Below are 23,916 nucleotides of genomic sequence, written 5' to 3'. Positions count from 1 at the left end.
AGCCACCTCTCCCCCCATTCGTGGGGGCGAGGAACCCGCATCCTGCCAAGTTCGCGCCTTCTTTGAGCGTCTCACATCGCGGTAAAGCCGTTATCCACAAACAGATGCGTGCCGTTGACGAAGCTCGACTCGTCGCTGGCCAGGTAGAGCGCTGCCCTCGCCACCTCTTCCGGTTCGCCGATGCGGCCCTGCTGCGCGGCCAGCGCCGCGTCGGAGACGTCGACGCCGAGCCTGCCGAGGTCGGCGACCTCGCGCAGGCCGTGCGGCGTGCGGATGAAGCCGGGGCAGACCGCATTGCAGCGGATGTTGCGGTCGCGGAACTCGACGGCGATGGCGCGGGCGAACATGTGGCAAGCGCCCTTGGTGGTGTCATAGAGCACTTCGTTGGGAGTCGCCGCCACCGCCGAGATCGACGAAGTACAGACGATCGAGCCGCCGCCGGCCGCAATCATGCCGGGCAAAACGGCGCGCGTCATCAGGAACATCGAGCGCACATTGACGGCATGCAGCCAGTCCCATTCCTGGACCGTCGTCTTCAGGAAGGGTTTGATGACGATGGTGCCGGCGTGGTTGAACAGCACGGTGACCGGTCCGAGTTTTTCGATAGCACCCTTCACCGCCGTTTCGACCTGGGCTTCGTCGGAGACGTCGGCGATGAAATGCTCGGCTATCTGTCCCCGCGCGCGTATCGCCGCTGCGGTTGCGGCGGCCGCCTCGCCGTTGCGGTCGATGATCGCCACCTTGGCGCCTTCGGCGGCGAACAGCTCCGAAGCCGCTCCGCCCATTCCCGTCGCTCCTCCCGAAATGATGGCGACCTTGCCGGCCAGTCTTGTGCCCATTTTTCTGCCCCTGTGTGACGATTTCGCTTTGCTGGTTGGGCGATGCTACCGCGCCCGTGCCGGGCGGCCAATCCACGAATTGAGCGCAGCGAGGGCAAGGCCATAGGTCCATTCGGACGCAGAAGCAAAAAACGGACGCGCCATATGGATCGGCCGTCCGAGCGCTCCCTCTAAGCAAGTGCCTACCAACTTCCGGCATCATAGGAGAAAATTATTCTGTCTTTAGCCCAAAAATAGCAATCGACAAAGTCTACCAATTTTATAGATTAATCGCCGAGACGGAGGTCGATATGTCCTACATCCAGAACGCCCAGACGGATCGCAGCGCTCAGCGGTCGGCCAATGCCCAGGCCTTTCGCCCGGCCTATGCCGGGGCTTTCGCCTATCTCGTCTTTGCCCTTGCGTTCGTGTTCACCGGGGCAGTTGTTCTGGGCCTTATTCCCTGAGTCGTCAGATCGACCGGGGTTAGCTGCCCACCGCTTTCAGGCAATCGGAGTTGAATGAACCGAATCCTCGGCGTGCTTTCGCGCGCCCGACACAACGGAGGACATGGCAATGCCGATCGAGTTCACGCATATTCCGGGTAAGACCGCCGATGCCGCGGTTCCCTTTTTCTACGACTTTGCCGAGACCGCGACCAAGCTCGGGCTGATCGAGGATGGCGGCTTCCGCAAGATCGTCGTCGACGATTCGGCCGGGCTGCTGACCAACATGGATCTTGCGGCCCAAGTGCTCGATCGCACCTCGTCGCTGGAAGTCGTGCTCACCCATTGGGCGGGCGTGGTCGAACCGACCGTGGCAGCCCGCCAACTGGCGTCGATCGACAGGAAAAGCGGCGGACGCCTGGCGCTGAGGATGATCAGCGAGCCGCTGAGCGACGCCGACGCCGAAACACGGCCGGTCGGGCACACCGTCATCTGGCAGCGCATAGACGAATATCTGGTGCTGCTGAAGCGGCTGTGGTCGAACGACCGGCCCTTCGACCACGAAGGAACGTTCTACAGCATCAAGGGCGGCTACGTGCCGCGCAAGGGACCGCACGGCGCCGACCTGGTCATCCGCATGGGCGGGCAGTCCGGAACGGCACTCAAAGTTGCCGGCCGGCATGCCGATGTCTTTGAATTGGCGCCGGGCTCGATCGATGAGATCCGGCAATTGATGGAGCGGGTGCGCCGCTCCGCCGCCGAACATGGCCGGGCCGGCAAGCTGCGCTTCGCGCTTCCGGTCGGGATTCACCAAGGTGCTTCCGCCTCCGGCCACAAGGCAGTCGATGTTGCCGGGCCGCCAGCCCAGGCCGCCCTGTCACTGCTTGCCTATGCAGCCCTTGGGATCGATGAATTCATGATTGTCGGCGTCGACACGCCGCGTGAGATCGCAACGCTCGGCCGGGAAACCATCGCCCTGCTGCGCAATTCGCTGGCGCGTCGCGAACACGAGGCATTCCAGCCTGGGGCATATGCGTCTCGTGCAGGATTGGAGACGCGCGCAACGGGCTGAGTTCTGGCCTACAAAGCTATTCCGGTAACGCCGAGATCCTTCACACCCCCCTCTGGCCTGCCGGCCATCTCCCCCGCAAGGAGGGAGATCGACAGCTTCACCCGCAGCGCTCGTCTTGCCACGTTGGCGATTAGTGAAAGCCGAGATGACAGCCAATCTCCCTCCTTGCGGGGGAGATGGCCGGCAGGCCAGAGGGGGGTGCTGTCCCGCCGGCATTGATCTTGGCGCCCTAACTCGCCATGCCCGACAATCGCGACAAGCCTTCAATGACAGCGCTGGAATCAGCGAGCGCGCCAAAGACGCCATCCTTGTCACCATGTGAAGCGCTGCTTCGTGCGCTTGTCTGTCGCCGCTGGCGCAAGCGTCCGAGATCGTCAGGCATTGGAAATTCCGGTCGCAGGCTTCGCGCAGCGTGGTGTGGACGCAGACATCCGTCGTGCATCCGGAAAACATGAGATGCGTGATGCCTTGCGCGCGCAGGACAAGCTCGAAATCCGTATAAATGAAGGCGCTGTTGCAGGTCTTGTCGACAATGATGTCCTGCGGCGCCACATCGATCTCCTGAACGATCTGGAACCCCGTGCCCGAGCGCAGCAGGATATCGGTGCCGTCGAGACCGGCGCGCTTGCGGCGCCATTTTTCGTAAGGCGTCATATCGGCCATATCGGCCCGATAGCCCTGCCTCGTGTGGATGACCCTGACGCCGGCCTTGCGCGCGGCCGCGATCAGCCGGCTCACCGTCGGCAGGATCGCCCTTAGAGGCGACGGGTCATAGCCCTGCCTGGCGAAGTAGCCTGATGTCGAAAGGAAATCCTGCTGCAGGTCGATGACGATCAGCGCGGTGTTTTCGGCCACCAGCCTGCCGTCATAGGGGAAATCGAAGGGCGTTGCCTTGATCATCCGGGGCTCCCTGCTTTGGGCCGCCACCATAGTGGATCAGCGCGACGACACCAGATGCTGGGCGTCGTGCAGGCGCCGATAGATGCCGCCGGCGCGGAGCAGTTCGCTGTGCGAACCCTGTTCGACGACGCCGGACTCCGAGACGACGACGATGCGGTCGGCGCCGCGGATCGTGGCCAGCCGGTGTGCGATGACCAGCGTGGTCCGGCCCTCGGCAAGTTCGGCCAACGACTTCTGGATTTCGCGCTCGGTCTCGGTGTCGAGCGCCGACGTCGCCTCGTCGAGGATGAGGATCGGCGGGTTCTTCAGGAACATGCGGGCGATCGCCAGCCGCTGCTTCTGGCCGCCGGACAATTTTACGCCGCGCTCGCCGATGATCGTGTCAAAGCCGGCCGGCAGGCCCGATATCATGCCGTCTAGCTGCGCCCGCCGCGCGGCATCGGTGATGGCCTCGTCGGAGGCGCCGAGACGGCCATAGGCGATGTTTTCGCGGATCGAGCCGCCGAACAGGAAGACATCCTGCTGGACGATGCCGATCTGGCCACGCAGCGAAGCGAGCGTCATGTCCCTGATATCGATGCCGTCGATGCTGATCCGCCCGGCGCTGACTTCGTAGAACCGCGGCAGCAGCGAACATATGGTGGTCTTGCCGGCGCCCGACGGGCCGACGAAGGCGATGGTTTCGCCGGCGTGAATGGCGAGATCGATATCCCTGAGCACCGGCTTGCCGTCACCATAACCGAAGCTCACACCGCGATATTCGATGTCGCCCTTGAGCCCGCTGGCGGTAACGGCATCAGGCCGGTCGGCGATGTCGGGTTCGGTGTCGAGCAGCTCGGTGTAGCGGCGGAAGCCTGCAATGCCTTTTGGATAGGTCTCGATCACCGAATTGATCTTTTCGATCGGCCGCACGAAGACGCCGACCAGAAGCAGGAAGCCGACGAAGCCGCCATTGCTCAGGCCTCCCGTAATGACGAGGTAGCTGCCGGCGATCATGACCACGAGCTGGATCAGCCTGATGCCCATATAGTTCAGGGAATTGCTGGCCGACATGATGCGGTAGGCGTCGAGCTTGGTCTGGCGGTAGCGCTGGTTGTCATGCGCGAAAAGCGTGCGCTCATGCTCCTCATTGGCGAAGGCCTGGACGACGCGCATGCCGCCGACATTCTCCTCGATGCGGACGTTGAAATCGCCGACACGCCGATAGAGCGCCTGCCAGTTGCGCTCCATGCGGTCGCCGTAGCGCATCGTCACCCAGGCGATCAGAGGCACGATCACCGCCGTGATCAACGCCAGATGCATGTTGACCGTGAACATCAGCACGAAGGCGCCGGCGAAGGTCATGATGGCGATGAACAGGTCCTCGGGGCCATGATGCGCGATCTCGCCGATCTCCTCGAGATCCTTGGTGACGCGGCCGACGAGATGGCCGGTCTTGTGATTGTCGTAAAAGCGGAACGACAGTTTCTGCAGATGATCGAAGCTCTTGCGCCGCATCTCGGTCTCGATGTTGATGCCGAGCATGTGGCCCCAATAGGTGACGACCGCCATCAGCACCGTGTTGAGCAGATAGATCACCAGCAGCCCGGTCGAGGCGATGATGATCAGCGTCCAGTCCTGCTGCGGCAGCAGCTGGTCGACGAAGGTGCGGACCGCCATGGGAAAGCCGAGTTCGAGCAGACCGGCCAGCACCGCGCAGGAGAAGTCGAGCGCGAACAGCCCCTTCCAGGGCGCGTAGTAGGAAAGGAAACGTCTGATCATCGAGGTGAACCGCAAGCTGTCTTGATGGACGCGGCGAGGGCGCCGGCCGCCATCGATGGGCGCTGCTTACAATCGGCAGGGCAGGGCCGGCAATATGCCAGGGCCGACTTCATTGCCTGCCTTTCCACATCAGCGCCATGAAATAGGGGCCGCCCACGAAGGCGGCGATGAGGCCGGCCGGCACTTGCCAGGGAAAGATCAGCGTCCGCCCTGCCCAGTCGGCGGCAACGAGGATCAGCCCGCCTGTCATGGCCGAGGCCAGAAGCTGCGGCACGGCGCGGCGGAAGCCGAGCATGCGTGCGAGGTGCGGCGCCATCAGGCCGACGAAGCTCAGCGGGCCGATGACCAATGTCGCGGTTGCGGTGGCTAATGCGGTGAGCGCAAGCAATGTGGCGCGAACACGTCCCAGTCGCAGGCCAAGGCCACGCGCGGCGGTTTCGCCGAGCGGCAGTATATCGAGCCAGCGCGCGGTCAGCGGCGCCAGCGCGAGGACGGCGACCGCGATCGTTGCTGCGGTGAGGGCATCATTGGGTGTTGCGCGATAGGTCGATCCCGACAGCCAGGTGAGCAGGAAGTCCATGCGCGGATCGCCGCTGGCCAGAAGCAGCGCGGCGAAGGCGGACGCGACCGTCGCAACGGCGACGCCGGCAAGCAGCAGCCGTTCCGGCGACAGGGCATTGCGCCGCCCGGCCAAAACAACGATCGTCAGCGCCAGCATGGCGCCGGCGAGGGCGGCGCCGAGCATTGCCGCGCGGTCGAAGCCGTCGCTGAGCAGCAGCAGCGCCAGCACGCCGAAAGAGGCGCCGCCGGAAATGCCCAGGACCTCGGGCGCGGCCATCGGGTTGTCGGTCATGCGCTGCATCAGCGTGCCGGCGACGGCGAGCAGGACGCCCGCCGACAGGGCGACGACGACGCGAGGCGCGCGCAGGGCAAGCAGCTCGGTCAAATCCGCGGATGCGATCCAGTGCCAACCGCTTGCGCCACGGCCAAAGCCGATGGCGAGAACAACCGCGAGGATGAGCGCCAGCAGGCCCGCGATCAACGGCAGGCCGTTTGACGGCAGGCGTACCGACGACACCATGTCGGTCTGCCTTTCGGGAGTGGTTCGCATTCGCGGCAACAGGAACAGCAGCAGCGGCGCGCCGAGCAAAGCGGTCGCGGTGCCGGCGGGGATTTCGCCGGCGAACGGCAGATGCTGCACCAGACGGTCGGTGAGCCAGAGCAGGGTGCCGCCGCCCAGCGGCGACCAGACCAGGCGGCGGCCAAGCGTGCGCGCTCCGGCCAGCCGCGCCAGCGCCGGGGCGGCGAGCGCCACGAAACCGATGACGCCCACCTCGGCGACGACCAGCGCGCTGAGCGAGACGGCGACAGCCATGCCGGCAAGGCGGATGACGGCCGGCCGGGTGCCGAGCGATGCCGCGCCGTCGTCGCTGAGATCGAGCAGCCGGAGGGGTCGCCAGAGCAGGAACGCGGCGCAGATGCCGGCCAGCAGCCACGGCGCCAGAGCAACGACCTCCGCGTCGCCATTCTGCACCAGCGAGCCGCTCTGCCAGATGAACAGCTCCTCGGTGTATTCGCGGTTGAGCGCCATCAGCAGCGCGCCGGCCGAGCCGAAAGAGAGGCTGACGACGAGGCCGGCGATGATGATCGACACTGGCGAAAAGCTGCGCCCGCGCGCCAGTGCGAAAACGGCTGATGTGGCGAGCGCGCCGCCGGCCAGCGCCACGCCTTCGCGCCCACCTTCCAGCAGCCACGGTGCGTAAAGAGTGGCGGCCGCCAGAGCGAGGCTCGCTCCGGCATTGGTGCCGATCGTGGTCGGCTCGGCCAGCGGATTGCGCAGCACATGCTGCATGATGGCACCGGCGAGACCAAGTGCAGCGCCGGCCAGCATGCTGACAGCGACACGCGGCAGGAAGGCATAGCGATACAGCAACTGCGCTGGATCGGATGTGTCGGGGGCGGTGAGCGCCTGCCACCACAGGTGCGTAGGCAGAAGGTGGATGAGATCGAAGACGGTCAGCATCAGCGCCAGCCCCGCAGGCACGGCTACCAACAGGATAAGCGCGCCGATGCCGTCGCTCTGTCGCGGCAGGGACATTGCCTGGGCGATCATGCCGCTGCCACGAATTCGGCGAAACGCGCGGCAGCAGTGAGACCGCCGAACGGCCAGACCGGCGGAATGGTCCGCACTTGGCCGTTCCGGACGCAGGGCAGATTGGCCCAGAGCGAGCTGCGGGCAATCCTGATCCTGATGTGCGGCGGGATAGGATCGAGCGAGATCAGCTGCGCCTCGCCGACGGCGACCAGTTCCTCGATGCCGACCGTCGAAAAACCCCATTCATTGGTGGCGCCGGTCCAGGCGTTGACGAGGCCGAGCCGGTCGAGGACATCCTGCAGCAGGTTGCCGGCGCCGTAGACGCGGACATGGCGATCATCGAACATGCTGACGACGCAGACCGGTTTTTGCACCGCCCGCTCCAGCCTGGCGCGGGCGTGCGCGATCGAGGCTTTGATGCGCCCGACAAGGTTTTCTGCTTCCGCCCCACGGCCAAGCATGTCGCCAAGCTGCAGCGTCACCTGTTGCGCCTGCGCGTAAGGTGGAGCCTTGCCGCTGTAGAACGGAACGTTGAAGGTCGGCGCCAGTCTGGTGAAGCTGCTCTCGTCCAAGCCATAGCCATAGGCGCCGACGATCAGGTCGGGTCGCAATTCCCTGAGCAGTTCGAGATTGGGTTCGCCGCGCGATCCCAGGTCGACGGTGGCCTGCGGCAGTGCCGGGCCCTGCACCCAATCGCCATAACCCCTGATGTCGCCGACGGCGAGCGGCGACAGGCCGAGCGAGACCACGATTTCGGCCGACGTCCATTCCAGGCAGACGACGCGGGCAGGTGCCGCGCGTGCCATGCCGCCCGGCAAGGCGAGGCCGGTCGCGGCGAGGCCGGCAAGATACTGGCGCCGTGTCAGCGCCGCCATTTTGGGTCGGCCCGCCACCTTGCTTCTACCATGTGTATTTCACCGAACCGTTGATCCTGCGGCCCTCGCCGTAGAAGCAGCCGAAGCCCGAGGAGAAGCAGGAGGCGACGTAGCGTTTGTCGAACAGATTGCTGGCATTGAGGCTGAGCGTGGCGTTCTGCCAGGCGTAATGCACCGCCGCGTCGGCGAGCACGACCGACGGAACCTTGAAGCTGTTGGCGTCGTCGCCATAGGTCGAGCCGACATAGCGGACGCCGGCACCCAGGCCGAGACCTTCGAGCTTGCCGCTCATGAAGGTGTAATTGGCCCAAAGCGATGCGGAATGGGCCGGCACGCCGAAGGGCATGTTGCCTTCGTTGCTGACCCAGACGCCGTTGACGTCTTCGACAGCGGTCGCCTTGGTGATCTTGGTGTCGAGGTAGGTGTAGGCCGCTCTCATATCGAGGCCCGCATCCAGGCTCGCCACGGCTTCCAGTTCCACACCGCGCGAACGGATCTCCCCGGTCTGGAACAGATCGTTGGGTGAGCCCTCATTGCCGGAACGCACGACATTCTGCCGGGTCAAGTCGAAAACTGAGGCCGTGATGAAGGAATTCCAGCCGGTCGGCTGGTACTTCAGCCCGATCTCGTATTGTCTGCCGGTCTCGGGCACGAACAGATTGCCGTCGCTGTCGGCGCCCGCCACCGGCTGGAACGATTCGGAATAGCTGACATAGGGCGCAAGCCCGTTGTCGGCGAGGTAGACGAGCCCCGCCCGGCTGGTGAAGGCGTTGTCCTTCTGCTCGGGAATGTAGCCACCGGCCAGATTGTCGTAGACCTTGGCGTCCGACCAATCCTGGCGGCCGCCAAGGGTCAGCCGCCAGTTGCCGAGCTTGATCTGATCCTGCGCATAGAGGCCAACTTGCTGCTGGGTGGTGTCGGTATCGGTATAGGGCGTCAGATCACCGATCTTGTAGCCGTAGATCGGATCGAAGACGTTGAAACCGTCCTCGACGGTCCCTTCCGAGGCATAGTCGCGGTAAGTGTAGCGTTTGTAGTCGAGGCCGACGAGCAGCGTGTGGGCAAGCGGCCCGGTGTCGAAATCGGCTTGTGCCTGGTTATCGATGGTGACGCCGCTGAGCTTGGTGCCACCGGCATCTGCATAACGGTAGTAGTCGCCGCTTGAAGGTTCCAGGCCGTTCGAGTCCGTCAGTCCGCCACCAAAGACGCCTTCCTCGGAGTGGGTAAGGTGGACGTAGCGGGCATGCTGTCGAACCTGCCAGGTTTCGTTGAAACGGTGATCGAATTCGTAGCCGATCGAGGCCTGGTCGTTGTTGTAGGAGTCGAAGCCGGGTTCGCCGACGAACATGCTGTTCGGCAGGTGCTTGCCGTCCTTGCCCGGTATGACCGCGCCGTAGGCAGGCAGATACTGCATCGCCCATCCCGAGCGATCGCGCTGATAGTTGGCGAGGATGGTCAGGCTGGTGTCGGCATCTGGCTGCCAGGTGATCGCCGGCGCGATGAAGATGCGGTCGTCCTTGACGAAATCGGTCTGCGTGTCGCCCATGTGAGCGGCACCGGTGAGGCGAAACAGCAGCGACTTGTCGGCGTTCACGGCACCGCTGAAGTCGAACCTGCCTTCATACCGGTTGAAGCTGCCACCACCGAATTCGACCTCGCGCAGGTTTTCCTGGGTTGGCCGTTTGCTGACATAGTTGATGATGCCGCCGGGGCTTGCCTGGCCATAAAGCACCGACGCCGGTCCGCGCAGCACCTCGTAGCGTTCCGCGCCATAGGAATCGAGTGCGGTGAACAGGGTGAAATTGCTCTCCTTGAGCTGCAGCCCGTCCCTGTAGAAGACGCCGCTGGCGTTCGAAATGCCGCGCAACTGCAGGCCGAGGCCGCGATTGTCGGTGCCGTAGAGATTGCCGGTGGCGCCGGGTGTGTAGCGCAACGCGCTGTTCAGGCTGTCGACGGCTTGCGCTTCCATCTGGTCCCTGGTGATGACCGATATCGATTGCGGCGTCTCGATCAGCGGCGTGTCGGTCTTGGTGCCGGTGGAGCCCTTGGTGGCAACGTAGCCCTTAACCGGCCCGAATGCGCTTTCGACACGTTCCTGGACGTTGATCGGGTCCAGGGTGGTGGTGACCGTCTCCTGGGCCAGTGCATGGCCGCAGCCAAGCAGGGCCGGCAGCGACACCGTTGCGATCAGCAGGCGCTTGCGCGCCATCCGGTTCTGCCAAATCGGTCCATGTCCTGAAATCATCCGGTGCGCCTCCTATTTCCCAATTCCGTGCCGATATCGCCGGTCGCGACGATTTGTTGATCATTGCAGTCATCTTCAATGTTGACTAGTAAGGTCATGTTTCATAGTCAACCGGGCATGACCTGTCGAAAGCCGGAATCTGGAAATGCGGGCGGCCGCACTGGAGAAAAGCCATGAGCATGGCTGGAATTGATGCCCAGACTGCCTTCCATATCGATGCCGTACGCTTTGCCGTCGGCGAGCGGACGCTGCTCGGTCCGGTTTCGCTCGAACTGGAGCGCTCGCGCGTCTATGGGCTGATCGGCCACAATGGTTCGGGCAAGTCGACGCTTATCAAGCTCATGGCGCGCCAGCAGCCGGCGAGTTCAGGCGCCATCACTTTCGCCAGGCGTCCGTTGCCGCAATGGGGTGCCCGCGAATTTGCCCGCGCGCTTGCCTATCTGCCGCAGACGACGCCTGCGGCGACCGGCCTGACCGTGCGCGAACTGGCGACGCTCGGGCGCTATCCCTGGCATGGCGCGCTTGGCCGTTTCCGCGCCGAGGACAGGCAGCATGTCGAGGAGGCGCTGGCCCTGACCGATATGGAGGGTTTTGCCGACCGGCTGGTGGACGAATTGTCGGGCGGCGAGCGCCAGCGCGCCTGGCTCGCCATGCTGGTGGCGCAGAACGCCGGCGTCATGCTGCTCGACGAGCCGATCTCGGCACTCGACATCGCCCATCAGGTCGAGGTGCTCGGGCTGGTCAAGGAGCTCAGCCGCAAACGCGACCTATGTGTCGTCGTCGTGCTGCACGATCCCAACATGGCGGCGCGCTACTGCGACGAACTGATCGCGCTGAAGGACGGCAAGCTGCTGACGCGCGGCACGCCCGGCGAAATCATGCGCAGCGATGTGCTGAAAGGCATTTTCGGTGTGGAGATGGGCGTGTTCGCGCACCCCGTCACCGGCCAGCCTGTCGGCTATGTGCAGTGACAATATCTGATGCGGCGGCGGGAAATAAAAGGCGGCAGGCCGCTGTGAGAACAAGGAAGAAGCTGTTGTCGAGAACTGGTTTGTTGGCGGCGTTGGTCGCATCCGTCATCCTGTCGGCCGGCAGCGCGATGGCCCAGGAGCAACCCGCCGGTGCCGCGCCGGCGATCGAAACCCCCGCCGTGCCCGCAGCCCCAGCGCCGATTGCACCCGCACCCGCCGCACCGGCAGTCGCTCCGCCGGCCACAATGGCGCCTTCGCAGCCAGGCACGCAGCCGAATACGGCCGCGCCGGCCGAGACCGGACCTTCGACGGCGATGGAGATGACCTTGCCGCATGACCTGTCGCCATGGGGCATGTTCATGGCGGCCGATATCGTCGTCAAGGCAGTGATGATCGGGCTGGCCTTTGCCTCCCTCGTCACCTGGACGATATGGTTGGCCAAGTCGCTGGAGCTTTTCGGCGGCAAACTGCGCATCCGTCGCGCCGTGCGGGCGATCGGCGGGGCCGCCACGCTGAAGCAGGCCAGCCGTACCCTTGACCGCAGCGGCGGTCCCGGCGCGCTGCTGGTGCGGGCGGCCGAGGAGGAGACCGCACTCTCGGCCGGCGCGCTCGATCATGTCTCGGGCGACGGCCTCAAGGAACGGGTCACGTCGCGCCTGTCGCGCATCGAGGCGGCGGCGGCGCGGCGCATGTCGCGCGGCACTGGCGTGCTGGCGACGATCGGCTCGACCGCGCCCTTCGTCGGCCTGTTCGGTACGGTCTGGGGCATCATGAACGCCTTCATCGGCATCTCGCAGGCGCAGACCACCAATCTCGCAGTGGTCGCGCCGGGCATCGCCGAGGCGCTGCTGGCCACCGCGATGGGTTTGGTCGCGGCCATACCGGCCGTCGTCATCTACAACGTCTTTGCCCGTTCGATAGCCGGCTATCGGCAGATCCTCGCCGATGCCGCGGCCGGGGTCGAACGGCTGGTCAGCCGCGACCTGGACTTTCGCACCGTTGCGCCGGCAACGCCACTGGCGGCGGAGTAGCGCCATGGGAAGCAGAATCCGACAGGCCATGGATGATGATCTCGAGGAAAGCCACGAGATCAACGTCACCCCGTTCATCGATGTCATCCTGGTGCTGTTGATCATCTTCATGGTCGCGGCACCGCTGGCCACGGTGGATGTCAATGTCGATCTGCCTGGTTCGACGGCAACGCCCGCACCGAGGCCCGAGACACCGCTGTTCCTGACGCTGAAGGACGATCTGACGCTGGCGATCGGTAATGACAGCGTGCCGCGCCCGGCTTTCGCCACGACGCTGGACGCCAAGACCAAGGGCGACAAGCAGACACGCATCTTCCTGCGCGCCGACAAGGCGGTCGCCTATGGCGACCTGATGGAGGCGATGAACCTATTGCGCGGCGCCGGTTATCTGAAGATCGCGCTGGTCGGCCTGGAGACGGCTCCCGCGTCCAATTCTCCGGCGCCCGCAGCCACGGGTGCGTCGACGCCATGACGCAGGCGGTCGCTGTGCCCTCGGTCCAGTTGTCGCGCTTCGGTTGGCGCGACCTTGGCTTGTGGGCCGGTGCTGCCGCGCTGGTCCTTGGAGCCCATGTCGCGGTCGCCTATGCAGTGCAGAACCTCACAATGGTCACCGAAGCGGATGGCGGTCCCCCCCCCGCGCAGATGATCGAGATGGCACCGATGGTGGTGATGCCGGCCGTGGAAGAACAGGTCGCCGCGCTGGATGCGGTGACGCCAGATCAGACCGAACCGACACCGACGACCGAGCCGACACCTGAAGAACCGGTCGAAAAGGCGGAGCCGGTTGTCGAGCCGCCGGAAGCGGTCGCGCCAGACGAGACAGAACCCACCCAGACCGAAACGATTGAAGAGGTCGATCAGCCGCCGCCGGATGAGGTCGTCCCCGATGTTGCCGAGGCTGTCACGCCCGACGTCGTCATTCCCTTGCCGCAGCCGAAACCGGTCGAAGCTGTCAAAGACAAGAAACCGGTCGCGGCCAAGGCGAAAAAGCCTCTCGAGAAGCCCAAGCCGCGGCCTAAGAAGGAGAAGGCAGCCCCGCCGAAGACGGCAACCGCCACCAGCGCCGACGCACGGCCCGCGGCCAGGACCGCCGCGCCGAAGTCGGCCGAATCGACGTCTCGCTCCGGCGACTCCAGCAAATGGGACTCCCGTCTGGGTGCCTGGATCAAGCGGCACACGCGCTATCCCAGTTCTGCCAAGGCCCGACGCGTCGAAGGCAGGCCGTATGTCGCCTTCACGGTCGACTCGTCCGGCCGGGTCCTGTCCGCCAGGCTCTCTCGTTCCTCGGGGGATGCGGATCTGGACCGTGCGGCGCTCGCCGTGCTGCAAGGCGCCACGGTGCCGGCACCGCCACCGGAACTTGGTTCGCGTCTGAGCCGTACAGCGCCATTCGTGTTCAGCCTGCGCAACTAGAGCATTCACCGTTTCACGGAAACGGCGAGCTGCTCTAACTCTTTGTTTTGACGCAATTCTCTAGGGAAAGCGCTACGCGCTTTTCCCGGGAAAACCGCTTCACACTTTTCCTAGAATTGCTCTAGAGCCGAACTTGATCGGGCCGGCCTGTCAATAGGCCAGTGACAGGCTCAGGGCCTCGACCTGTTCGAGATAGAATCGGCATTTCGTGCGCAAGGGCCCGAGGCCCGGGTCATCGGCGGCGCCGTTGATCTCGATGGTCTGCATCATGAAGTCGAAATGGGCGTGGAAAGCGTCCACTGAACCCCAGAGACTGTCGGCCTGGCAGCTGTCGGCAATCGCCATCGAGACGAGTTGGCGGGCCTCGACCCGCGCCGCGTCAGGCGATGGCGGCCGCCTGGCGATCAAGACGTCGAGCCGGCTGAAAATGCTTTCCCTGGCATCGACGCTTCTGATGTTGACTATCATGTTCATGTGCAGGTCCCCCTTGGCATTCCAGACGCGCAATAGGTTCCGGTCCGAAATTGAAAAACTGGTGATCAGAGCATTTTCAGCGGCGCCAATGAACGCGTCGCGTTTGGGCGGGCGACATGCATCAAGCTTGAGCGACCGACTGCCGGTCCTGCGGGCAGGATGCAATCAGGGCCGGGATTGCGGTTGCATCGGAGGGGTGGCCCCTGATGATGTTGGCGACCTCGGCGTCGGCCTGCTCGAACCAGTAGACTATGTCGGCGCGGCGCAGGTCCGTCGCGGCCTTCTTCAGCAAGGGCAGCAGGCTTTGCAACGCGCACAGTGTCTCCCAACGGTTTGAGGAGGTCGAGCCGGCCACCGCGCATGCGGCTGACGATTGCATGTCGCTACGCTCTCCGTGGCTGGACGGCCCGGGTGTCTTTTGCCTGCGCCTTGGGGTGCAGCGGGTTGCCGCTGAGCTGCGCATGCCTGGCCGGCCGTGCGCCGCGAAGAACGTCGAAGGCCTCTGCATAGGCCATGCCGAGCAGATAGGAGATCATCGGAAAACGGCTGGCTTCGGCCATCTGCACGAGCTCATTGGTCATCGACGAAATATATTGAAGGCTATCGATTTCCGACTGGCGTAAGGATTGATTTGGCACGTGCTGCTCCTGTCTCTGATTGTACCTAGGGAACGCGTTACTGGTCGCGATGCACATAGTTGGTCGACTAATTGATGGATTGGCCCGCCGTCGAGGGATCTCTTTCCGGGGTCGAGAGGGTCAAGGCATAGATCGGTGCGTCGGTGAGACTGTCGAGACCAAGCAGCCGCTTGACCGCAGAATGACTGAGCGCGGCTGTCGGACATGCCGACAGGCCATGGTTGGTTGCCGCCAGCATGATGTTCTGGCCTATATGGCCGGCCTCGATCAGCACGACACGGTAGGCGTTGGCGTCCTCATATTTCCACATCGTGCGATCGAGCTTGGCGCAAAGCAGGACCAGGCACGGCATGGCGTCGGCCCACTCCTGTCCGCCGACCAGTTCGGAGATCTTCGGCAGATGGTTTGCGGAAATCCTGCCAAGGTCGTGATCCGCGGCGGAATAGTGATAGACACCGGGTTCGAGGCCATCGACGCCGAGCGCGACCACATAGGCCTCATAGGGATTTCGCGCGCCGCCTGAAGGGGTCATGCCGAGCGGCAGGGTGCCAACGCAATTGGCGGTCTCGCCGATGATGCCGAGCCCTGCGAACAGGCAATCGGAAAGCTGTTTGGCCGTGATGGTGGGCTGAGCCGCCGTGCGGTTGGTGCGGCGCCGCGCCATCAAGCTAAGAAGTTCATTGTCTTCCAGTGCATTCGGCAGCTGGATGGCGCCCGCGGAATTCTTGAGCATGAGGTTCGGCTGCGGCGTATGGCCGGCGCGTTCTATCTGCCGCTCTTCCGCTTGCTCGATGGTCATGTATTCGCTGTCCTGGACGCAGAAATGCATCAGCGCCGTCGGAAGCCCCCAACTCCATTGTCCTGAAAACTGTTCCTCCTGCTCGGCGAGAGGCGATCCGGCTGTGACCAGGGCGGAGAAATCGAGCAACTGGGGAACGACAGCCTTCAACTCGGACTTCGACCATCCATGGGCGCGGGCAATGTCCGCCGTCGATGCCCATTTGTCCCACGATGCGAGAAGGCCGACCATGTCGGGGCTGCATTCAAACACGCTTCTGGTCAGGAAGTTGCATGCCGTGACCTTGTTCGGTCCGGGGTAGAAAACAAGCGTTTTAGAAGAGCGCATTTTCATGAAGCTGGTTGCCATCTGCGGAGCCGAGGCGCCGACAAGCAAGACGCTCGTCGGCGCAGAACGGCTTCAGCGCTTGTTGTAGTGCATGCCCTGCGAAAAGAAGACGGCCTGCGTGCCGGCGGCAATCGTCAGCTTCGGAGCATTGGTCGCTTTCTTGGCCATTTTCATCCCTTTCCTGACCCCAATTTGGGATCCATTGAAAGACCCCCAGAACGGGATCCGCGTGAAGAAAGGTAAGGTCGGAAGAGTTAATGGTTTGTTAAAATTATAGTAAAACCACGAGCCTAAGACGGGCCTGTGGATTATCTTTCCTGGCATTAAAGTGTAAAATATCGATTTTATTCAGATACAGAGTAGACAATCGTTGGCATACGCTTTATCGGCGTACGCTTATTCTTATTTGGCGTAAGACACGACGATCCGAGGGGTTAGCCCAACCCGTCCCGGGTGAGGCTGACAACCAGTTGATCGACGCCCGGATCGTCGAGATTGATGACATGCGCCATGCTGATGGCATCCCTTCGGTGGATGTTGGCGATGTCGCGCCGCATGATGACGGACACGAATGCCGGGCCGGCCTCCGTCAGTAGCATGGCCTTGCCCATCAGCACCGGTTCGGAGATGGGAGCCCATTGCACGGAGATCAGCGACGGCTCCCCGGTCTGGCGGCGATTGATGCCGCTGAAATAAATCCAGTTCAGCCGCGAGATCGCCACGCCATAGTGATTGCCGCGCGCTCGTGCCCAGGTCGATCCCCGGCGCTCCGACCATCCGGTGACCCTTCGGAAGGTGACCAGTTCGGCTTCGCGCCGCACGAAGGTCACCGAGCGCATCAGGAGGTCTAGGCGGCCCGGGATCGAGAAATAGGTGAAATAGGTGCCGCCCGCGATCGAAGGACTGGGAGGGCGGATCATCTGGTTGAACAGGCTCTCGGACACCGGCGGCAAGCCACGCATCGCCGGCTCGGGTGCGCCGGGATCCTGGTACAGTTCGGCCTCGTCGATCCGAAAGTAATCGCATATCAGCTTGGCGGTGGCCTTGTTGGGAACGGTCTGCCCTTGCAGGTAGCGTTCGAACTGCGTGCGGTTGATGTGCAGCTCACGGCACACCGCACTTACGGAGGCATGTTCCTTGCATAGCCGTCTAAGGTTTACAGCGAGATTCTCGCGAATTGACACGTCTTTGCTTCCGCAGGCGGATTTTTCATTTCGACTCGAAATCGATATAGCGCCTCCGGTCGCCCCCGCCGAAACGCCCTGGTCACAACGCACAGAAAAACTGATTTGGTAACGTCAATTTAGTGGGGTGGTTTCCAAAAAAAACGGAAACAATCGGTGAGCGCTTCCGCCATAAGTCCAATTGACAAAAATTTTGCCGGATATTGCGAAATAGGCGATGTAGCGCGGCCTTTTAAGGTGCGCTGGGCACAGCAATGCTAACGCGGGGCAAGCCGGGACGAGCGTCGCGGACCGCATCTGGCGCGGAGAGTGGAGAATTATTCCACTGGTGGAGCTGAGGAGGATCGAACTCCTGACCTCGTCATTGCGAACGACGCGCTCTCCCAGCTGAGCTACAGCCCCGTCCAGCGGATGGGCGCATTTATCGGGCGCCGCGGTTTCCTGTCAAGGCGGAGGTTTGCCGAAATCCAGTGCCGTCAAGCGTCGAGCTGGCGCCGGCGGAAAGCGGCCCTTGCCGGTTTTGTGTAGTCGTGCCTTCGTTGGGGTGTCGCGACATGCAGCCCTACAGGTCCGACCGAGCCGGCATTGGCGCCCCACAGAAAGGCGGCCCTTGCCGGCTTCGCGTGCAATGGCTACATGTCGGCAACAATTGGAGACCGGCATGCTCGCCCTCATTCAAACAATCGTCATGGCGCTTGACCTCTACTGGTGGATCATCATCGCCTCGGCGATCTTTTCCTGGCTCTACGCCTTCAACGTCGTCAATTCGAAGAACCAGTTCGTCGGCAGCATCGGCAACATGCTCTACCGGCTGACCGAGCCGGCGTTGCGGCCGATCCGCCGCTTCATGCCGGACCTTGGCGGCATCGACATCTCGCCGATCATCCTGCTTCTGATCCTGTTCTTCCTGCGGCAGTTTCTGCTCACCACGGTGGCGCCTCTGATCCTGTGAGCAGGATGACCTTATGAGCACGCCGTTTCGCCTGCGCGAAAACGGCGCCGAGTTGTTTGTCCGGCTGACGCCAAAGGCTGCGCTGGACAGGCTCGAAGGCTTCGAGGCCACGGCGGACGGGCGAAGCCATCTGAAAGCGCGCGTCCGCGCCGTACCGGAAAACGGCGACGCCAATCATGCGCTCGAAAAGCTGCTGGCCAAGGCTCTGGGCGTGCCCGGGTCCGCTGTCTCGGTTGTCGCCGGCGGCACCGCGCGGCTGAAGACCGTGCGCATTGAAGGCGATCCGGCGACGTTGGCGAATAGCATCGAGGCGCTCGGCCATCAGTCCTGATGTCCTTGCCGGAGGGTTCAATCGCCCAATGGCAAACGCGGATCGTCGACTTTCAACGTGTTCACGCTCTGCTTGATGCGGCGCAGATTTTCCAGAACCCTTGGTCCGCGCGTCTCGGCGACCGAGGTGACGATCATGTCGACGATCGACAGCAGCGCATAGCGCGACGATGTCGGCTTGTAGATATTGCCGTCCTCGAGCGACTGGAAATGGATGACCGTGTCGGCGACCTTGGCGAGTGCGGAGTCCGGCGGGGTGATGGCGATCGTGGTGGCGCCATATTGCTGGGCGACCTGCACCGCATCGATGACCGATCGCGCATAGCCGGAGACAGAGAAGGCGATCAGCGTGGTGTCAGGGGTGGCGACGGCGGCGTACATGCGTTGCAACTGTCCGTCGATCTGCGCCAGCACCGACACGCCAAGCCTGAACAGCCGGTTCTGCATTTCGGTCGCCATCATGGACGAAATGCCACCGGAGCCGATGCACAGCACATTACCGGAAACAGCGATGCGTGCGGCGACGGCGACCAGCGTCGTCATGTCGAGGTTTTCGCTGGCGCGCTGGATGGCCGATATCGCCGCTTCGGTGATGGCGGAAGCGATGCGCTGTTCGCGGGCATCGCGGCTCAACGGTTCCGGCGACAGATACTGGCCGCCGATGGCGATGGCCTGCGCCAGATAGAACTTGAAGTCGCGCAGGCCCTCGCAGCCGAGATTGCGGCAGAACCGCGTCACCGTTGGCTCACTGACGCCGACGCGGGCGGCAATTTCCGAGATCGCTGCCTTGGAGACGAAATCGAGGTCTGCCAAGACGAAGCCGGCCAGCTTGCGATCCGACTTCGTTCCGTCCTGCGACATCAGCTGCAGGCGCGTGATGATGTCGGCCGGCGTCTTCATGCTGCTATTTTCATAGAGGCAGCCCCGTCGCCTTGTCGAACAGATGGATGTTGCCGGGATCGACCGAGACCGGGAGCAGGTCTCCCGGCCTGACCGGCACCCTGTCACGGAACACGGCACGTACCGTATCAGCACCGATAGCGCCGTAGACATGGGTTTCGGAGCCGGTGGGCTCGACGACATCCACCCTGATCGCCATCGCGTCGACAGCCTCGCCGATGACAAAATGTTCGGGCCGGATGCCGGCCTCCACCGCGCTGTCCGCCGGCACCTGTTTGCCGGCAAGCGCAAGCCGCCCGCCACCGGCCGACTCGAACCAGCTTTTCTCAGATGATGTCTTGAGCGAACCCGACACAAAGCTCATCGACGGTGAGCCGAGGAAGGAGGCGACGAACTTGTTGGCCGGGTGGTCATAGAGCTCCAGCGGCGCCCCGACCTGCTGGATCCTGCCCCGGTCCATCACGACGATGCGGTCGGCCATGGTCATGGCTTCGATCTGGTCGTGGGTGACATAGACGATCGTCGATTTCAGCCGCTGGTGCAGCGCCTTGATCTCGACGCGCATCTGCACGCGCAGTTGCGCGTCGAGGTTGGACAAGGGCTCGTCGAACAGGAACACCGACGGCTCGCGCACGATGGCGCGGCCCATGGCGACGCGCTGACGCTGGCCGCCCGACAGCTGGCGGGGGTAGCGGTCGAGATAGGAGAAGAGATTGAGGACGCCGGACGCCTTCTTGACCTTCTCGTCGACCACGGTGCGCGTCTCGCCGCGGATCTTCGGGCCAAAGCCGATATTGTCGGCTGCCCTCAGATGCGGAAACAGTGCATAGGACTGGAACACCATGGCGATGTTGCGCTGCTGCGGCGGCAGCGCGTTGGCGCGCACGCCGCCGATCAACAGGTCGCCCGACGTGATCGTCTCCAGCCCGGCCAACATGCGCAGCAAGGTCGACTTGCCGCAGCCGGACGGGCCGACCAGGACGACGAACTCGCCGCTCTTGATGTCGAGGCTGATGTTCTCGAGGATCTTGTGCTGCCCGAAGGATTTCGACAGATCACGAAACTCGACATCGGTCATGGTCACGCTCCCAGAATGTCGTCGATGAAGGGTAGGCAGCCGGCGGTCAGTCCCGCGTCCACCGGCATCACCACGCCTGTTATTCCCGATGCGCGATCGGACGCAAGGAAAGCGACGGCTTCCGCCACTTCCGCAGCGTTGACGATACGGCCGAGCGGATAGAGCCGCTGCAATTTGCCGAGGATTTCGGGATCCTTGGCAAGGCGGTGGTCCCAGGCGGCGGTGCGGATCGATCCCGGGCAGACGACATTGGCGCGCAGGCCGCTGCGGCCGAGCTCGACGGCGATCGCCTTGGCATAGGCGTTGATGCCGGCCTTGGCGGCGGCATAGGCCGGATTGCCGAAATGCGCGATGGCGTTGACCGACGAGATGAAGACGATGCTGCCTGAGCCGCGGCCAGCCATCACCTTGACCAGCGGGTCGGCGAAGTTCATCACGCCAGTCAGGTTGAGATCGAGTTCCTGCTCTATTCTGTCGGGATCGAGTGCTGAAATCGTCTCGGCGCGCGTCCAGCCGGCATTATTGACGAGAATGTCGGGCACGCCATCCCGGTCTAGGATCGTGGCGACCGCCGTGGCTATCGATGCCTTGTCGAGAAGATCGAAGACATGGCGGGAGGCAAGGTGCGGACTGTCCAGCGCCTCGCTTGACTGATCGCAACCGACGACCCTGGCGCCTCTTTGCGCCATCAGCGCCACGATGGCCGTGCCGAGGCCGCCGCCGGCACCCGTCACCACGACAGTCTTGCCCTCGAACTCGGCCCGGCCTTCGAACTTGGCCCTGCCTTCGAACTCGGCCCTGCCTTCGAACTCGGATTGCGAAACCACCGTGCGTCATCCTCCGGGAGTTCTGACAGATCGCAGAAGGCCTAGGCCTGTAAATGTAATTAAGCAACAGAATAATCCGCTTGCAAGCCTTCAAATCATCGATAATGTAGGAAAGTCACATAAATCTTCTGCTCCGGCACGAAGAAGCGCGCAGGCGCAAATCAAAATGGGAGAGATCAAATGAGCCTTGCAAAATGGACTGTCGGCCTGATGGCCGGAATGAGCATGCTGGCAATTGCGGCGCAGGCGGATGCGGGCGAGGTGCGGGTCACCGTGGCCGAGTACAGCGCCAAGACTGCTCCCTATTTCGCCGACGTCAAGAAGGAATTCGAGGCGGCGAACCCCGGCATCACTGTCAAGTTCGAGGTGGTGCCATGGGACGTGCTGCTGCAGAAGCTGACCACCGACATCACCGCCGGCACCAATGCCGATCTGTCGATCATCGGCACGCGCTGGCTGATCGACTTCGTCCAGCAGGATGTCGCCGAGCCTCTCGACAGCTACATCAAGCCTGACTTCAAGGACCGCTTCATCGACACCTTCCTGTCGCCCTCGATCATGGACGGCAAGACCTACGGCCTGCCGATCGCGGCCTCGGCGCGCGCCATGTACTACAACAAGGAGCTGTTCGAGAAGGCCGGCATCGCCAATCCGCCGGCAACCTGGACCGAATTGCAGGAAGACGCGCGCAAGATCAAGGCGCTGGGGTCCGGCACGTTCGGTTTCGGCCTGCAGGGCAAGGAGATCGAGACCGACGTCTACTACTACTATGCGATGTGGTCGCAGGGCACCGAGATCCTCAACAAGGACGGCACTTCGGGCCTGAGCACGCCAGGTGCGCTTGAAGCCGCCAAGCTCTACAAGTCGATGATCGACGAAGGCCTGACCGAACCCGGCGTCACCTCCAACAACCGCGAGGACGTGCAGAACCTGTTCAAGCAGGGCAAGGTCGGAATGATGATCACCGCACCGTTCCTGTCCAACCAGATCAAGGACGAGGCGCCGAATCTGAAATACGGTGTGGCGGCCATTCCCGCTGGACCGACCGGCGCGCGCGGCACTTATGGCGTGACCGATTCCATCATCATGTTCAAGAACTCCAAGAACAAGGACGAAGCCTGGAAGCTGCTCGATTTCCTGTTCACCACGGAGCAGCGCGCCAAGTTCACGCAAGGCGAAGGCTTCCTGCCGGTGAACAAGGAAGAGGCCAAGATGGACTACTACGTCAACAATGCCGATCTGGCGGCGTTCACCGCGCTCCTGCCCGACGCCCGCTTCGCGCCGGTCATTCCGGGCTGGGAGGAGGTCGCCCAGATCACGTCGGACGCCATGCAGAAGATCTATCTCGGCGGCGACCCCGAGGCGGGCTTGAAGGAAGCGGCGGCGAAGGCCAACACCGTGCTGAAGAAATAGGGGCCGTGCTGAAGAAATAGGGCGTATCTCCCTGCGCCCGTGGCGCGCTCCGCTCAGGCGGGCGCGCCACATCTTGCAGACTTGAGCAGAAGGACAGTTCGTCGATGTCAGCGCCACCCCAGCCAGGTTCCTTTCCTCTCCCTCCGGAGGGGGGAGAGGTGGCTCGGCGAAGCCGAGACGGAGTGGGGGAACCACCTGGCAACCGCCGCGTACGGACATAGGAAGGGCACTAGGCGCAAGCATAAGCCTCGCCTTGCGTCTAAAGGTCGACCCCCACTCCGTCGAGCTTCGCTCGACACCTCTCCCCCGATCGACGGGGGAGAGGAAGGACCCCTTTCCGCAACTGCTGCGGAGGACGGGCAGGCAGGTGAGGGGCCGACGATAGCAAGGAATCCTAAAGCGGTGCCCTGAGAAGAACGAGGCGGGATTAAGTCAATCTGTTAGGCCACCGCAATCCAATCTCCACCCGAAACTCGGTATAAAGCCAGCCGATGCAAAATCGTTTCTTGCCCTATCTCCTGACCTTGCCCAGCCTGTTTCTGGCGGCGGTGGTCATCTTCTGGCCGGTCTGGGACCTGATCCAGATCTCGACGCATGAGGTCAGCCGCTTCGGCCAGCTTCGCGACTTCAACGACTTCGCCAATTTCGCGGCACTCGCTGCCGATCCCGATTTCACGGCCGCGCTCTGGCGCACCGGCCAATGGACGGTGATGGTGGTCGGCGGTGCGCTTCTCTTGTCGATCCCGGTGGCGATGATCCTCAACACCGATTTCTATGGCCGCGGCATCGCCCGCGTCATCATCATGCTGCCCTGGGCGGTGTCGCTGACCATGACCGCGGTGGTCTGGCGCTGGGCGCTGAGCGGCGAAAGCGGCATGCTCAATTCGGCGCTGATCGGCCTCGGGCTCATCGATCACAACATCCAATGGCTGGCGAGCGCCGAGACCGCTTTCCCGATGCAGGTGCTGATCGGTATCCTGGTGACGGTGCCGTTCACGACGACGATCTTTCTCGGCGGGCTGTCGTCGATCCCGGACGACCTCTACGAGGCGGCGGCGCTCGAAGGAGCGACGCCGCTGCAGCAGTTCCGCGAGATCACCTTTCCGCTCCTGAAACCGTTCATCAACATCGCCATCGTGCTCAACACCATCTATGTCTTCAATTCCTTCCCGATCATCTGGGTGATGACGCAAGGCGGGCCGGCCAACTCGACCGACATCCTGGTCACCCATCTCTACAAGCTGGCCTTCCGCATCGGCAAACTGGGTGAGGCATCGGCGGTGTCGCTGGTGATGTTCGCCATATTGCTGGTCTTCACCATGATCTATGTGCGGCTGGCAATGCGGGAGCAACGCACATGACAAATC

The 23,916-nt window shown here is 63.2% G+C and carries 23 protein-coding genes, 1 tRNA gene and 1 pseudogene; 10 read left to right on the top strand and 15 right to left on the bottom strand.

Features of this window, described 5'->3' with window-relative positions:
- Nucleotides 1-71: 71 nt before the first annotated feature.
- Nucleotides 72-839: an SDR family NAD(P)-dependent oxidoreductase gene (locus tag NKJ11_RS08955; RefSeq protein ID WP_352722573.1), complete on the bottom strand. Its 768-nt coding sequence runs from the start codon at nt 837-839 to the stop codon at nt 72-74.
- 290 nt (nt 840-1,129) lie between these two features.
- On the opposite strand from NKJ11_RS08955, the gene NKJ11_RS08950 reads away from it, so the two are divergent.
- Together NKJ11_RS08950 and NKJ11_RS08945 are read left to right on the top strand one after the other, a co-directional pair.
- Nucleotides 1,130-1,285: a hypothetical protein gene (locus tag NKJ11_RS08950; RefSeq protein WP_023811179.1), complete on the top strand. Its 156-nt coding sequence runs from the start codon at nt 1,130-1,132 to the stop codon at nt 1,283-1,285.
- 109 nt (nt 1,286-1,394) lie between these two features.
- A complete protein-coding gene (locus tag NKJ11_RS08945; RefSeq protein ID WP_127414918.1) occupies nt 1,395-2,336 on the top strand; it encodes an LLM class flavin-dependent oxidoreductase in 942 nt (313 codons plus the stop codon).
- A 229-nt stretch (nt 2,337-2,565) separates the two neighbouring features.
- On the opposite strand, the pseudogene NKJ11_RS08940 reads toward NKJ11_RS08945, so the two are convergent.
- From NKJ11_RS08940 to NKJ11_RS08920, 5 genes and pseudogenes are all read right to left on the bottom strand, one after another.
- Nucleotides 2,566-3,236 (bottom strand): annotated as a pseudogene (locus NKJ11_RS08940) (cysteine hydrolase family protein).
- A 36-nt stretch (nt 3,237-3,272) separates the two neighbouring features.
- Nucleotides 3,273-4,997, bottom strand: a complete 1,725-nt coding sequence (locus NKJ11_RS08935; RefSeq protein WP_352442124.1) for an ABC transporter ATP-binding protein — start codon at nt 4,995-4,997, stop codon at nt 3,273-3,275.
- Between the two features lie 109 nt (nt 4,998-5,106).
- Nucleotides 5,107-7,110 (bottom strand): Fe(3+)-hydroxamate ABC transporter permease FhuB, encoded by a 2,004-nt coding sequence (gene fhuB / locus NKJ11_RS08930; RefSeq protein ID WP_352793100.1) that lies wholly within the window; start codon nt 7,108-7,110, stop codon nt 5,107-5,109.
- Entirely contained in the window at nt 7,107-7,967 is an 861-nt protein-coding gene (locus tag NKJ11_RS08925) for an ABC transporter substrate-binding protein (protein WP_352772706.1), read from the bottom strand. Before NKJ11_RS08925 ends, fhuB begins: the two co-directional genes overlap by 4 nt.
- Before the next feature lie 25 nt (nt 7,968-7,992).
- Nucleotides 7,993-10,176 (bottom strand): TonB-dependent siderophore receptor, encoded by a 2,184-nt coding sequence (locus NKJ11_RS08920; protein WP_352793099.1) that lies wholly within the window; start codon nt 10,174-10,176, stop codon nt 7,993-7,995.
- Between the two features lie 215 nt (nt 10,177-10,391).
- Between NKJ11_RS08920 and NKJ11_RS08915 the strand changes: the two genes are divergently transcribed.
- The 4 genes from NKJ11_RS08915 (at nt 10,392) to NKJ11_RS08900 (ending at nt 13,627) form a co-directional block, all read left to right on the top strand.
- Nucleotides 10,392-11,183, top strand: a complete 792-nt coding sequence (locus NKJ11_RS08915; RefSeq protein ID WP_164762277.1) for an ATP-binding cassette domain-containing protein — start codon at nt 10,392-10,394, stop codon at nt 11,181-11,183.
- A gap of 65 nt (nt 11,184-11,248) precedes the next feature.
- Nucleotides 11,249-12,214, top strand: a complete 966-nt coding sequence (gene exbB / locus NKJ11_RS08910; protein WP_352442128.1) for a tonB-system energizer ExbB — start codon at nt 11,249-11,251, stop codon at nt 12,212-12,214.
- Nucleotides 12,215-12,218: 4 nt separating this feature from the next.
- Nucleotides 12,219-12,686: a TonB system transport protein ExbD gene (gene exbD / locus NKJ11_RS08905; RefSeq protein ID WP_352793097.1), complete on the top strand. Its 468-nt coding sequence runs from the start codon at nt 12,219-12,221 to the stop codon at nt 12,684-12,686.
- Nucleotides 12,683-13,627: an energy transducer TonB family protein gene (locus NKJ11_RS08900; RefSeq protein WP_352793096.1), complete on the top strand. Its 945-nt coding sequence runs from the start codon at nt 12,683-12,685 to the stop codon at nt 13,625-13,627. The genes exbD and NKJ11_RS08900 overlap by 4 nt, the downstream gene beginning before the upstream one ends.
- A gap of 150 nt (nt 13,628-13,777) precedes the next feature.
- Here the strand turns inward: NKJ11_RS08900 and NKJ11_RS08895 are convergent, their stop codons facing one another.
- The 6 genes from NKJ11_RS08895 to NKJ11_RS08870 all read right to left on the bottom strand — a co-directional run bounded on the left by NKJ11_RS08895 (nt 13,778) and on the right by NKJ11_RS08870 (nt 17,451).
- Nucleotides 13,778-14,101 carry a hypothetical protein gene (locus tag NKJ11_RS08895; protein ID WP_352793095.1) on the bottom strand — a complete coding sequence of 108 codons (324 nt, stop codon included), beginning with the start codon at nt 14,099-14,101 and terminating at the stop codon, nt 13,778-13,780.
- 121 nt (nt 14,102-14,222) lie between these two features.
- A complete protein-coding gene (locus NKJ11_RS08890; protein WP_352793093.1) occupies nt 14,223-14,480 on the bottom strand; it encodes a hypothetical protein in 258 nt (85 codons plus the stop codon).
- Nucleotides 14,481-14,484: 4 nt separating this feature from the next.
- A complete protein-coding gene (locus NKJ11_RS08885; protein ID WP_023811699.1) occupies nt 14,485-14,739 on the bottom strand; it encodes a hypothetical protein in 255 nt (84 codons plus the stop codon).
- A gap of 67 nt (nt 14,740-14,806) precedes the next feature.
- Complete coding sequence (locus NKJ11_RS08880) at nt 14,807-15,769, bottom strand: SagB/ThcOx family dehydrogenase (protein WP_352793091.1); 963 nt, start codon at nt 15,767-15,769, stop codon at nt 14,807-14,809.
- 530 nt (nt 15,770-16,299) lie between these two features.
- Entirely contained in the window at nt 16,300-17,049 is a 750-nt protein-coding gene (locus tag NKJ11_RS08875; RefSeq protein ID WP_128304096.1) for a helix-turn-helix domain-containing protein, read from the bottom strand.
- Nucleotides 17,050-17,375: 326 nt separating this feature from the next.
- Nucleotides 17,376-17,451, bottom strand: a tRNA-Ala gene (locus NKJ11_RS08870).
- Nucleotides 17,452-17,710: 259 nt separating this feature from the next.
- Between NKJ11_RS08870 and NKJ11_RS08865 the strand changes: the two genes are divergently transcribed.
- Together NKJ11_RS08865 and NKJ11_RS08860 are read left to right on the top strand one after the other, a co-directional pair.
- Complete coding sequence (locus NKJ11_RS08865) at nt 17,711-18,001, top strand: YggT family protein (RefSeq protein ID WP_023811703.1); 291 nt, start codon at nt 17,711-17,713, stop codon at nt 17,999-18,001.
- Nucleotides 18,002-18,014: 13 nt separating this feature from the next.
- Nucleotides 18,015-18,332, top strand: a complete 318-nt coding sequence (locus NKJ11_RS08860) for a DUF167 family protein (RefSeq protein ID WP_128304095.1) — start codon at nt 18,015-18,017, stop codon at nt 18,330-18,332.
- A 17-nt stretch (nt 18,333-18,349) separates the two neighbouring features.
- Here the strand turns inward: NKJ11_RS08860 and NKJ11_RS08855 are convergent, their stop codons facing one another.
- From NKJ11_RS08855 to NKJ11_RS08845, 3 genes are read right to left on the bottom strand one after another with little or no spacing between them, the layout of a single operon-like run.
- On the bottom strand, nt 18,350-19,231 hold the full coding sequence (locus NKJ11_RS08855; protein ID WP_013528979.1) for a MurR/RpiR family transcriptional regulator: 882 nt from the start codon (nt 19,229-19,231) through the stop codon (nt 18,350-18,352).
- 10 nt (nt 19,232-19,241) lie between these two features.
- Nucleotides 19,242-20,309, bottom strand: a complete 1,068-nt coding sequence (locus tag NKJ11_RS08850; RefSeq protein ID WP_352793090.1) for an ABC transporter ATP-binding protein — start codon at nt 20,307-20,309, stop codon at nt 19,242-19,244.
- A 2-nt stretch (nt 20,310-20,311) separates the two neighbouring features.
- Nucleotides 20,312-21,046: an SDR family oxidoreductase gene (locus tag NKJ11_RS08845; protein ID WP_352793150.1), complete on the bottom strand. Its 735-nt coding sequence runs from the start codon at nt 21,044-21,046 to the stop codon at nt 20,312-20,314.
- A 270-nt stretch (nt 21,047-21,316) separates the two neighbouring features.
- Here NKJ11_RS08845 and NKJ11_RS08840 point away from each other — a divergent pair, with 270 nt between their 5' ends.
- A complete protein-coding gene (locus NKJ11_RS08840; protein WP_352793089.1) occupies nt 21,317-22,549 on the top strand; it encodes an ABC transporter substrate-binding protein in 1,233 nt (410 codons plus the stop codon).
- Nucleotides 22,550-23,040: 491 nt separating this feature from the next.
- Complete coding sequence (locus NKJ11_RS08835) at nt 23,041-23,910, top strand: carbohydrate ABC transporter permease (RefSeq protein WP_023811708.1); 870 nt, start codon at nt 23,041-23,043, stop codon at nt 23,908-23,910.
- Nucleotides 23,911-23,916 lie beyond the last annotated feature (6 nt).

The sequence above is a fragment of the Mesorhizobium sp. M0243 genome, from assembly GCF_040321775.1.
GTDB lineage: Bacteria > Pseudomonadota > Alphaproteobacteria > Rhizobiales > Rhizobiaceae > Mesorhizobium.
The sequence above is the reverse complement of the archived record's forward strand: the minus strand, read 5'-3'. Positions and strand labels throughout refer to the sequence as shown.

What these genes read in the sequence shown, in the direction of transcription:
- NKJ11_RS08900 (WP_352793096.1), top strand. Translation starts at nt 12,683, where the DNA reads ATGACGCAGGCGGTCGCTGTGCCCTCGGTCCAGTTGTCGCGCTTCGGT.
- NKJ11_RS08880 (WP_352793091.1), bottom strand. Translation starts at nt 15,769, where the DNA reads ATGGTCGGCCTTCTCGCATCGTGGGACAAATGGGCATCGACGGCGGAC.
- NKJ11_RS08890 (WP_352793093.1), bottom strand. Translation starts at nt 14,480, where the DNA reads ATGCAATCGTCAGCCGCATGCGCGGTGGCCGGCTCGACCTCCTCAAAC.
- NKJ11_RS08920 (WP_352793099.1), bottom strand. Translation starts at nt 10,176, where the DNA reads ATGGCGCGCAAGCGCCTGCTGATCGCAACGGTGTCGCTGCCGGCCCTG.
- NKJ11_RS08860 (WP_128304095.1), top strand. Translation starts at nt 18,015, where the DNA reads ATGAGCACGCCGTTTCGCCTGCGCGAAAACGGCGCCGAGTTGTTTGTC.
- NKJ11_RS08925 (WP_352772706.1), bottom strand. Translation starts at nt 7,967, where the DNA reads ATGGCGGCGCTGACACGGCGCCAGTATCTTGCCGGCCTCGCCGCGACC.
- NKJ11_RS08935 (WP_352442124.1), bottom strand. Translation starts at nt 4,997, where the DNA reads ATGATCAGACGTTTCCTTTCCTACTACGCGCCCTGGAAGGGGCTGTTC.
- NKJ11_RS08850 (WP_352793090.1), bottom strand. Translation starts at nt 20,309, where the DNA reads ATGACCGATGTCGAGTTTCGTGATCTGTCGAAATCCTTCGGGCAGCAC.
- NKJ11_RS08915 (WP_164762277.1), top strand. Translation starts at nt 10,392, where the DNA reads ATGGCTGGAATTGATGCCCAGACTGCCTTCCATATCGATGCCGTACGC.
- NKJ11_RS08855 (WP_013528979.1), bottom strand. Translation starts at nt 19,231, where the DNA reads ATGAAGACGCCGGCCGACATCATCACGCGCCTGCAGCTGATGTCGCAG.
- NKJ11_RS08945 (WP_127414918.1), top strand. Translation starts at nt 1,395, where the DNA reads ATGCCGATCGAGTTCACGCATATTCCGGGTAAGACCGCCGATGCCGCG.
- NKJ11_RS08895 (WP_352793095.1), bottom strand. Translation starts at nt 14,101, where the DNA reads ATGAACATGATAGTCAACATCAGAAGCGTCGATGCCAGGGAAAGCATT.
- NKJ11_RS08835 (WP_023811708.1), top strand. Translation starts at nt 23,041, where the DNA reads ATGCAAAATCGTTTCTTGCCCTATCTCCTGACCTTGCCCAGCCTGTTT.
- fhuB (WP_352793100.1), bottom strand. Translation starts at nt 7,110, where the DNA reads ATGATCGCCCAGGCAATGTCCCTGCCGCGACAGAGCGACGGCATCGGC.
- NKJ11_RS08840 (WP_352793089.1), top strand. Translation starts at nt 21,317, where the DNA reads ATGAGCCTTGCAAAATGGACTGTCGGCCTGATGGCCGGAATGAGCATG.
- NKJ11_RS08955 (WP_352722573.1), bottom strand. Translation starts at nt 839, where the DNA reads ATGGGCACAAGACTGGCCGGCAAGGTCGCCATCATTTCGGGAGGAGCG.
- exbD (WP_352793097.1), top strand. Translation starts at nt 12,219, where the DNA reads ATGGGAAGCAGAATCCGACAGGCCATGGATGATGATCTCGAGGAAAGC.
- NKJ11_RS08950 (WP_023811179.1), top strand. Translation starts at nt 1,130, where the DNA reads ATGTCCTACATCCAGAACGCCCAGACGGATCGCAGCGCTCAGCGGTCG.
- NKJ11_RS08865 (WP_023811703.1), top strand. Translation starts at nt 17,711, where the DNA reads ATGCTCGCCCTCATTCAAACAATCGTCATGGCGCTTGACCTCTACTGG.